5 protein-coding genes are annotated in these 7,299 nt (G+C 67.3%); 2 read left to right on the top strand and 3 right to left on the bottom strand.

The genetic code is table 11. The annotated features are described in order from the left end of the window. The coding region (locus V6D00_01965; GenBank protein ID HEY9897923.1) for a methyl-accepting chemotaxis protein at nucleotides 1-1,485 on the bottom strand (1,485 nt) is incomplete at its 3' end. 292 nt (nucleotides 1,486-1,777) lie between these two features. Then, nucleotides 1,778-3,583 (bottom strand): methyl-accepting chemotaxis protein, encoded by a 1,806-nt coding sequence (locus tag V6D00_01960; GenBank protein ID HEY9897922.1) that lies wholly within the window; start codon nucleotides 3,581-3,583, stop codon nucleotides 1,778-1,780. A gap of 211 nt (nucleotides 3,584-3,794) precedes the next feature. Between V6D00_01960 and V6D00_01955 the strand changes: the two genes are divergently transcribed. Together V6D00_01955 and V6D00_01950 are read left to right on the top strand one after the other, a co-directional pair. Then, nucleotides 3,795-5,483: an AMP-binding protein gene (locus V6D00_01955; GenBank protein ID HEY9897921.1), complete on the top strand. Its 1,689-nt coding sequence runs from the start codon at nucleotides 3,795-3,797 to the stop codon at nucleotides 5,481-5,483. Between the two features lie 151 nt (nucleotides 5,484-5,634). Further along, nucleotides 5,635-6,411, top strand: coding sequence for a DUF2878 family protein (locus V6D00_01950; protein ID HEY9897920.1), 777 nt, complete (start codon nucleotides 5,635-5,637; stop codon nucleotides 6,409-6,411). Here the strand turns inward: V6D00_01950 and V6D00_01945 are convergent. Then, the gene (locus V6D00_01945; protein HEY9897919.1) at nucleotides 6,299-7,030 is read right to left on the bottom strand and encodes a uracil-DNA glycosylase family protein; all 732 of its coding nucleotides are present in this window, start codon (nucleotides 7,028-7,030) and stop codon (nucleotides 6,299-6,301) included. The genes V6D00_01950 and V6D00_01945 overlap by 113 nt on opposite strands. Between the last annotated feature and the right edge of the window lie 269 nt (nucleotides 7,031-7,299).

Genomic DNA, 7,299 nt, shown 5'->3' with positions numbered 1-7,299 from the left:
CGCGATGGCCTGGGAGGTCTCCTTCTGGATCCCCTTGATGAGCGTGGCGATCTCGCCGGTGGCCTTGGCCGAGCGTTCGGCGAGTTTCCTCACCTCGTCGGCGACCACCGCGAAGCCCCTGCCGTGCTCGCCGGCCCGGGCCGCCTCGATGGCCGCATTCAGGGCCAGCAGGTTGGTCTGCTCGGCGATGTCGTCGATCACCTCGATGATGTTGCCGATCTCGGCCGAGCTCTTGCCGAGCCCCTCGATGACCCCGACCACCCCGTCCATGACCCGGTGGATCCGCTGCATCCCCTGGATGGTCTGCGAAACGGCCTTGCTACCGTCGTCCGCGACGCGAGAGGCGCGCGCGGCCGCCGCGTTGGCGTGCCGGACGTTTTCGGCGACCTGGGCGATGCTCGCGGTCATCTGCTCGATGCTGGCCGAGGTCTCGCCGACCACGGTGGCCAGCGAGTCCGCGTTGTCCGCGACCTGGCCGATCGAGGCGGCCATTTGCTTGATGGAGCTCGAGGTGGCCTCGACGCTCTGCTGGAGGGCTTCGGTGTTGCCCACCACCTGCTGGAGGCTCGCGGCCATCTCGCCCGTGACCCCCGACGTCTGATCGGCGGCCGAGGCCTGGATCTCGGCCGACTTGCCCAGCGCCTCGGTCCGCGCGTCGATGAGGTCGGCGGAGGCGGCCACCGCGCTCGCGCTCCCCTTGACCTGGGCGATGATCCCGCGCAGCTCGCCGAGCATCACGTTGAAGGCGTCCGCCAGATCGCCCACGCAATCCTGGTAGCGCTTCTCGACCCGCTCGGGCAGCTCCCCTCTGGCCAGGTCCTCGACGGTCGCGATCAGGCGCTTGAGCGGGACGGTGACGCTGTTCGCGATCCGCGTGGCGAGCAGGGTGCTCAGCAGGAGGCTGAGGACACCGACCAGGACGAGGCCGACCATCAGATGGCTGGCGAGGTCGCGGGTGCCCTGGGCCGAAGCGTCGCTCTCCTGGATCACCTCGCGCTTCAGGTCGTTGATGGCGGCGTTGAAGTCACCGAGCAGCCGGGGCATGACGGTCTGCTCGATGCGGATGATCGCTTCGAGGTCCCCCCGCTCGCGAAGGCGGCGCTTCTCCTGGAGCTTCGCCTCGGCCGCCCCCCGGGCGCGGTCGATCCCGGCGATCGCCGCGACGTGACGGGTGCCGGCGAGGAGGCGCTCGCTCGCGCTCAGGGCCTCGCGATAGGCCTCTCGCGCCGGTTCGAGGTCGTCGAGGCCCGCCGGGCTCCCCGAGATGATGTAGCCGCGCATGGCGATGATCTCGCGGTAGACGCTCAGCTGCATCATCCTGAGCGAGTCCTGGGCCTCGGAGAGGCGGCGCGTCTGATCAAGGCTCGTCAAAAAGCTCTGGGTCCCGCAGACGGCGGTGAGCAGGATGGCCAGCATGAAGGCGAGCGACACCCCCTGCGACACCATCATCTTCGGGCCGATCTTGAGATCGTATAGGCGCTTCATGGTCCCTCCAGCAATCCAACGTGACCGGGCAGGATTCTGCTCGAAAGCAACCGATGCCGAACAAGGCTTGAAAAATCCCCCCCCGAGGAGCGCGATGAATCGCCCCCTAGAAAGCTTACCCGGAATTAGTGAGTCAAATTATGGGGGCGCTGCGATCAAGCGTCATCATCCCCTGGGATGATGACGCGGGCTGAGGACGTCTAGGCGGGCCTCACCCACAAGCCAAGACACCCGCCGAGTGGTTCGGCGAGCGTCTTGGCGTGGCCCGGTGAACGATGCGAGAAAAGCGCGTCTAACGCCCCGCCAGCAGCCGAGGGGTCGGCTGATTCGTGCTCGTCACCTGGCGCGTGCCGGAATCGGCGTCGGTGTCTCGGAAGGAGGCCACCGCCGAGAGCATGTCCTGAGCCTGGCCTTGCAGCTCATGCGAGAGGCCGTCGAGGCGCTCGACGGCGCCCACCATCACCTCGCTGTCCCGGTGCTGGCTATGGGTCGCCTGTGAGACCTCGCGCGTCATGCGGCTCATGACGTCGACGGCACGGATGATCTCCTCGGAACTTGCCGCCTGCCCTTGCGCGGCGCCCGTGACCTCGCGGGTCAGGCCGCTCATCTGGGTGACGGCCTGGTTGATCTGACCGGCCGCCTGGGCCTGCTCCTGGGTGGAGTGGGTGATCTGCGCCATGAGGTCGCGGACCTGCCCCACCGAGCCGACGATGGCTCGCAGCGCCTCGCCCGCTCCCTGCGCCAGCCGGGTGCCGGCCTGGATGGCCGCGTCACCGCGCTTGGTCGATGTGACGGCCTGGCCCGACTCGCGCTGGATGCCGTTGATCAGCGTGGCGATCTCGCCGGTGGCACGGACCGAGCGCTCGGCGAGCTTGCGCACCTCGTCGGCGACCACCGCGAAGCCCCGGCCCGCGTCGCCGGCCCGCGCCGCCTCGATGGCCGCGTTGAGGGCCAGGAGGTTGGTCTGCTCGGCGATGTCGTCGATCACCTCGATGATCGCCCCGATCTCGGCCGAGCTCTTGCCCAGCTTCTCGATGACGGTGACCACCTCGCGCATCGCCTGGTTGATCTGGGACATGCCCTCGATGGTCTGGTCCACCGAGACGCTGCCGCGGTGGGCGGCGTCCGAGGCCTCCGCCGCCACGCGGTTGGCCTCGGCGACGTTGCCTGCCACCTGCTGGATGCTCGAGGTCATCTCCTCGATGGCGCTCGCGGTCTCGTTGACCGAGCCGGCGAGCCGATCGGAGTTGCCCGCGACGTACTGGACGCTGGTGGCCATCTTCTCGATGGCGCTCGCGGTCTGGTCGACGTTCTCCGACAGGGCCTGGGCGTTGCCCGCCACCTGCTGGATGCTCGACGAGATCGACAGGATGGTCTCGCGCGCCCTGGCCGTGTCGTTCGCGAGCAGGGTGCTGCTCTCGCCGAGGATCCCGGCGGTGCGAATGGTCGTGCTCATCGACTGACGGACCACCGACTTGAGCTGGTCGTAGTAATCCGACAGGTCGTGATCGGGGCGCCGGATCGCGATGCTGTGGAGGTCGAGCCCGATCGACTCCAGGTAGTCGAAGAAGAACGCGTCGGTGATCGCCTGGATGTCGTAGTTGAAGACCTTGTTGATGGCGCGACGCGCCCTCGCGCGGAACAAGGGGCGCAGCGGGAAGCTCTTTAGCAGGTACTTCTCGACCAGGTCCTGGTAGAGCGGGTAGCTGCCCACGTACCACTTGAGGGGCAGGTTGATGACGTTGTGGAGCTTGCCGACCTTGAGGCGCTTCTCGAAGTAGCCGACGCCGAAGCACTCGCCCTGCTCGGCCTCGTGGAAGATCTGCCGCAGGTAGCCGGTCTGCGAGGCTTCGAGGTGGGAGCGCAGCTTGTCGAGCGGGGTGCCTCGACCCTGCGCGTGCGCCTGGAAGAACTCGAGCGTGGACTGGAAGGCGAACTGGTGGTCGTAAAACTCCCGGGCGATGGTGGGGGCCCAGCGATCGATCCAGGGAACGAGGCTCGCCAGCAAGCGAACATCTTCGCTCTCCAAGCGAAGAAATTGCCTCCTCAGTTTCAGGTTTGATTCATTGAAACGATAATTGTCGCTAAGCCGACCCATAACAATTCACCTCAGTATCAAATGGCACGACTTGACGCCTGCCCACGAGACCATTCTAGCGGAACCTATCTGAAGGTCATCTGAAGTATCTACGTAAATCTTGCTCGACGGTCTCGCTTGCCGCGACGCCGCCAGATAGGCGCTTGCCTGCATTCATCGCGCGGTTCGACGGGTATGAAGAAGGCGAACGGACCCAATACAGGAGGTATCTATGGCGTCGGGAGCTGCTGCGTTCATAAAGGCACGTGATTTCCTGCGGGATAGCCGGACAGATTATGAAAGGGCTTACCGAGATTTCGCCTGGCCGAGTCTCACCCAGTTCAACTGGGCCCTCGACTACTTCGACGTCTACGCCCGCGACAACGCGCGGCCAGCGCTCATCGTGGTCTCTGACGACGGAAACGTGGAGAAGCTGAGTTACGCCGCCATCGCGGCGCGCTCGAGCCGGGTCGCCAACTGGCTGCGGCAGCAGGGCGTGAGGCGCGGGGACAGGATCCTGCTCATGCTGCCGAACATCGTGCCGCTCTGGGAGATCATGCTCGCTGCCATCAAGCTGGGGGCGGTCCTCATTCCCGCCACCACCCTGCTCGCCCCCGAGGACCTGGAGGATCGCTTCGAGCGAGGCGGCGTCAAGCACGTCCTGACCGACCCCACGGGGGCCGCCAAGTTCGAGGGCCTCTCCTTCGCCTTCACCCGCATCGTGGTGGGTGGAAGCGTTGCGGGCTGGCGATCCTACGCCGAGGCCGACGGCGCCCTCGAGGCCTTCGAGGCCGATGGCCCGACGGCGGTCGACGACCCCTTGCTCATCTACTTCACCTCGGGCACCACCGCCAAGCCCAAGCTCGTCACCCACACCCACCAGAGCTATCCGGTCGGGCACCTCGCGACCATGTACTGGATCGGGCTGCAGGAGGGCGACGTCCACTACAACATCAGCTCGCCTGGCTGGGCCAAGCACGCCTGGAGCAACTTCTTCGCTCCCTGGAACGCGGGGGCCACGGTCTTCGTCTTCAACTACCAGCGCTTCGATGCCAAGCGCACCCTGGAGCAGATGGTGGAGCACGGCGTCACCACCCTCTGCGCGCCGCCCACCGTCTGGCGCATGCTCATGCTGGAGGACCTTTCCGCCTACCCGCTCAAGCTCCGCGAGATCGTGGGAGCGGGCGAGCCCCTCAACCCCGAGGTGATCCGGCAGGTCAAGGAAGCCTGGGGGATCACGATCCGCGACGGCTACGGCCAGACCGAGACGACCGCCCAGATCGGCAACACCCCCGGCCAGCCCATCCGGCCGGGCTCGATGGGCCGGCCGCTGCCGGGCTACCGGGTGGCCCTGATCGACGCGGACGGCCAGGAGTGGCACGAGGGCGAGCTCTCCCTGCGGCTCGAGCCGGCGCCCGTGGGGCTGATGAAGGGCTACCTGGACGACCCCGAGAAGAGCGAGCGCCTCCTGGGCGGCGCCTTCTACCCGACCGGCGACGTGGCGAGCCGCGACTCCGAGGGGTACTACTGGTACGTGGGCCGCGCCGACGACGTGTTCAAGAGCGCCGACTACCGCATCAGCCCCTTCGAGCTGGAGAGCGTGCTGATCGAGCACGAGGCGGTGCTGGAGGCCGCCGTCATCCCGAGCCCCGACCCGCTGCGCCTGAGCGTGCCCAAGGCCATCGTCGCCCTCAAGCCCGGCCAGGTCCCGTCGGCCGAGCTCGCCCAGGAGATCCTGGCCTTCGCCCGCGCGAACCTCGCGGCCTACAAGCGCATCCGGCGCCTGGAGTTCGGCGAGCTGCCCAAGACCATCTCGGGCAAGATCCGGCGGGTGCAGCTGCGCAAGGACGAGCTCGAGCAGCGCCGCGCCGACGCGCGCGGGGCGCACGAGTACTGGGAGGAGGACTTCGCAGGCGGCTAGCGAGCGCCCATCCCGAGACAGCAAGCGCCCCTCGGTCGTGATGGCCGAGGGGCGCTCGCCTGTAACGCGCTTCAGCGCTCTGCGATCCCGCCGAGGACGTCGCGGGTGAGCGGTGCTATAACCGGCCCGCGGAAATCCGCGGGAGGAAGCGATGAAGCGCTCGCTGGCGATCGCAGGCATCCTGGCCCTGTCCTGCGTCGGCATGGCCCTGAGCTATCAAAGCTGGCTGGTCTATCCCGTCCTGCTCGTCGGGGCGGCCCTGATGCTCCTCGTCGGCCGAGAGGCGCTGGACGCCGCGTTCTACCTGCTCGGCCTGACGCTCGGATCGGCCATCGACGTGGGCCAGACGGCCTCGGGGGTCACGGTCTACGCCGCGCCGGCCGCGCTCTTGATGCTGCCTGGCTTCGTCTTCCTGTACTGGGCGCTGAGCGGCATCGCCCTGCGCCACATGACCCGGCTGATCGGGCCGTGCCGGCCGCACCCGACGGACGTGGCGCTCTTCGCGACGGCGATCGGCCTGTCGCTCACCGCCAACCTCTCGCCATGGCTTGCCTTCGCCCTGATGCTCCTGGCCCTGGGGCTGCGCTGCTGCTGGGTCCGGCAGCGCGGCGACGCGCTGGCGGCGGTCCTGGGCATCGCCCTGGGACCGGGGCTCGAGAGCATCCTGTTGAGCCACGGCCTCTACCACTTCCCGTCGTCGGGGAGCGCGCTGGTCCCCCTGTGGCTGGTGGCGCTCTACGCCTGCATCGGAGTCTCGGCGCGCAGCTTCGTGGCCTACGCCGAGCAAGCGGCGAGCTCCCTCGGAGGGTGGCTCCTCAAGCCGAGGGGCAGACGCCCTGCGCCGCGAGCTCCCTTGCGGCGGCTTGGGCCCAGCCCCGGTTCGCGGCGGGGCTCGCGGGGCTCGGGTGCAGGACCCGGCCGATCTTGATCGTCGTGCCCGAGAGAACGCGCTTGGCCCTGGCCTCGGCGAAGGCCCCCACCCCGATCACCCACTCGGGCTCGAGCGCGGCGATCACCCGGGAAAGGTGGCGATCGCAGGCCTCGAAGAGGGGATCTCGCTCGCTCGTAGGCAGCTTGTCCGGCGTGCGGTTTGCCCCCGTCTGCTCCATGAAGACCAACGGGCAGTAGTTGACGACGAAGTGGTCCCGGAAGAAGGCCTCGGCCGTGCCGTAGCGCTCGGCGGCAGCCCCCCAGAGCCGGGTGCCGCTCACCTCGCTCTGCTTGGATGAAAAGCCGTCGATGGGGCGCCTGGGATGCTCCTTGGGCGGCTTGCCGATGGGGACCTCGATCCCCATCCATTCCCGCACCATCTTGACGTCCCCGAAGGGCACCCCGGTCTGCGCCATCCCGAAGGGCCCCGGGTTCATGCCGAGGAACACGACGCGCTTGCGGCCGTCCCCGTAGCGGCGGACGTAGGCCTCGTAGCCGGCATGGGCGTAGATCAGGGGGTTGTAGACGTAGGCGACCGGCGGGGCGAAGGTGAGATCGGCGATCGCGTCGCAGAGGGTGTGAGCAGCTTGAAGAAGGAGCTCAGAAGTACAAAGCATCACGTTACCTAAACATAGCGGGGGCGATAACCCACTCAACTTACCCCCGTGATCTCAGCAATTCTCGCAGAAAACCAGGCAGTAATACAGGCGCAATGTGGGCTATAATCATCACATGGCACTACTGATTTCCTAATAAGCAGGATCACCCAATGCGCCGGTATTCACTTTCCCTCATCCTTTCCCTCACCGTCACCACTACGGGGTGCGTGTCCACCCTGAAGCGAACACTCGCCGAGCAGCCGGGCACGAAAGGCGTCGGCTTGGGC

This window comes from Pantanalinema sp., from assembly GCA_036704125.1.
Taxonomy (GTDB): domain Bacteria; phylum Cyanobacteriota; class Sericytochromatia; order S15B-MN24; family UBA4093; genus JAGIBK01.
The sequence above is the reverse complement of the archived record's forward strand: the minus strand, read 5'-3'. Positions and strand labels throughout refer to the sequence as shown.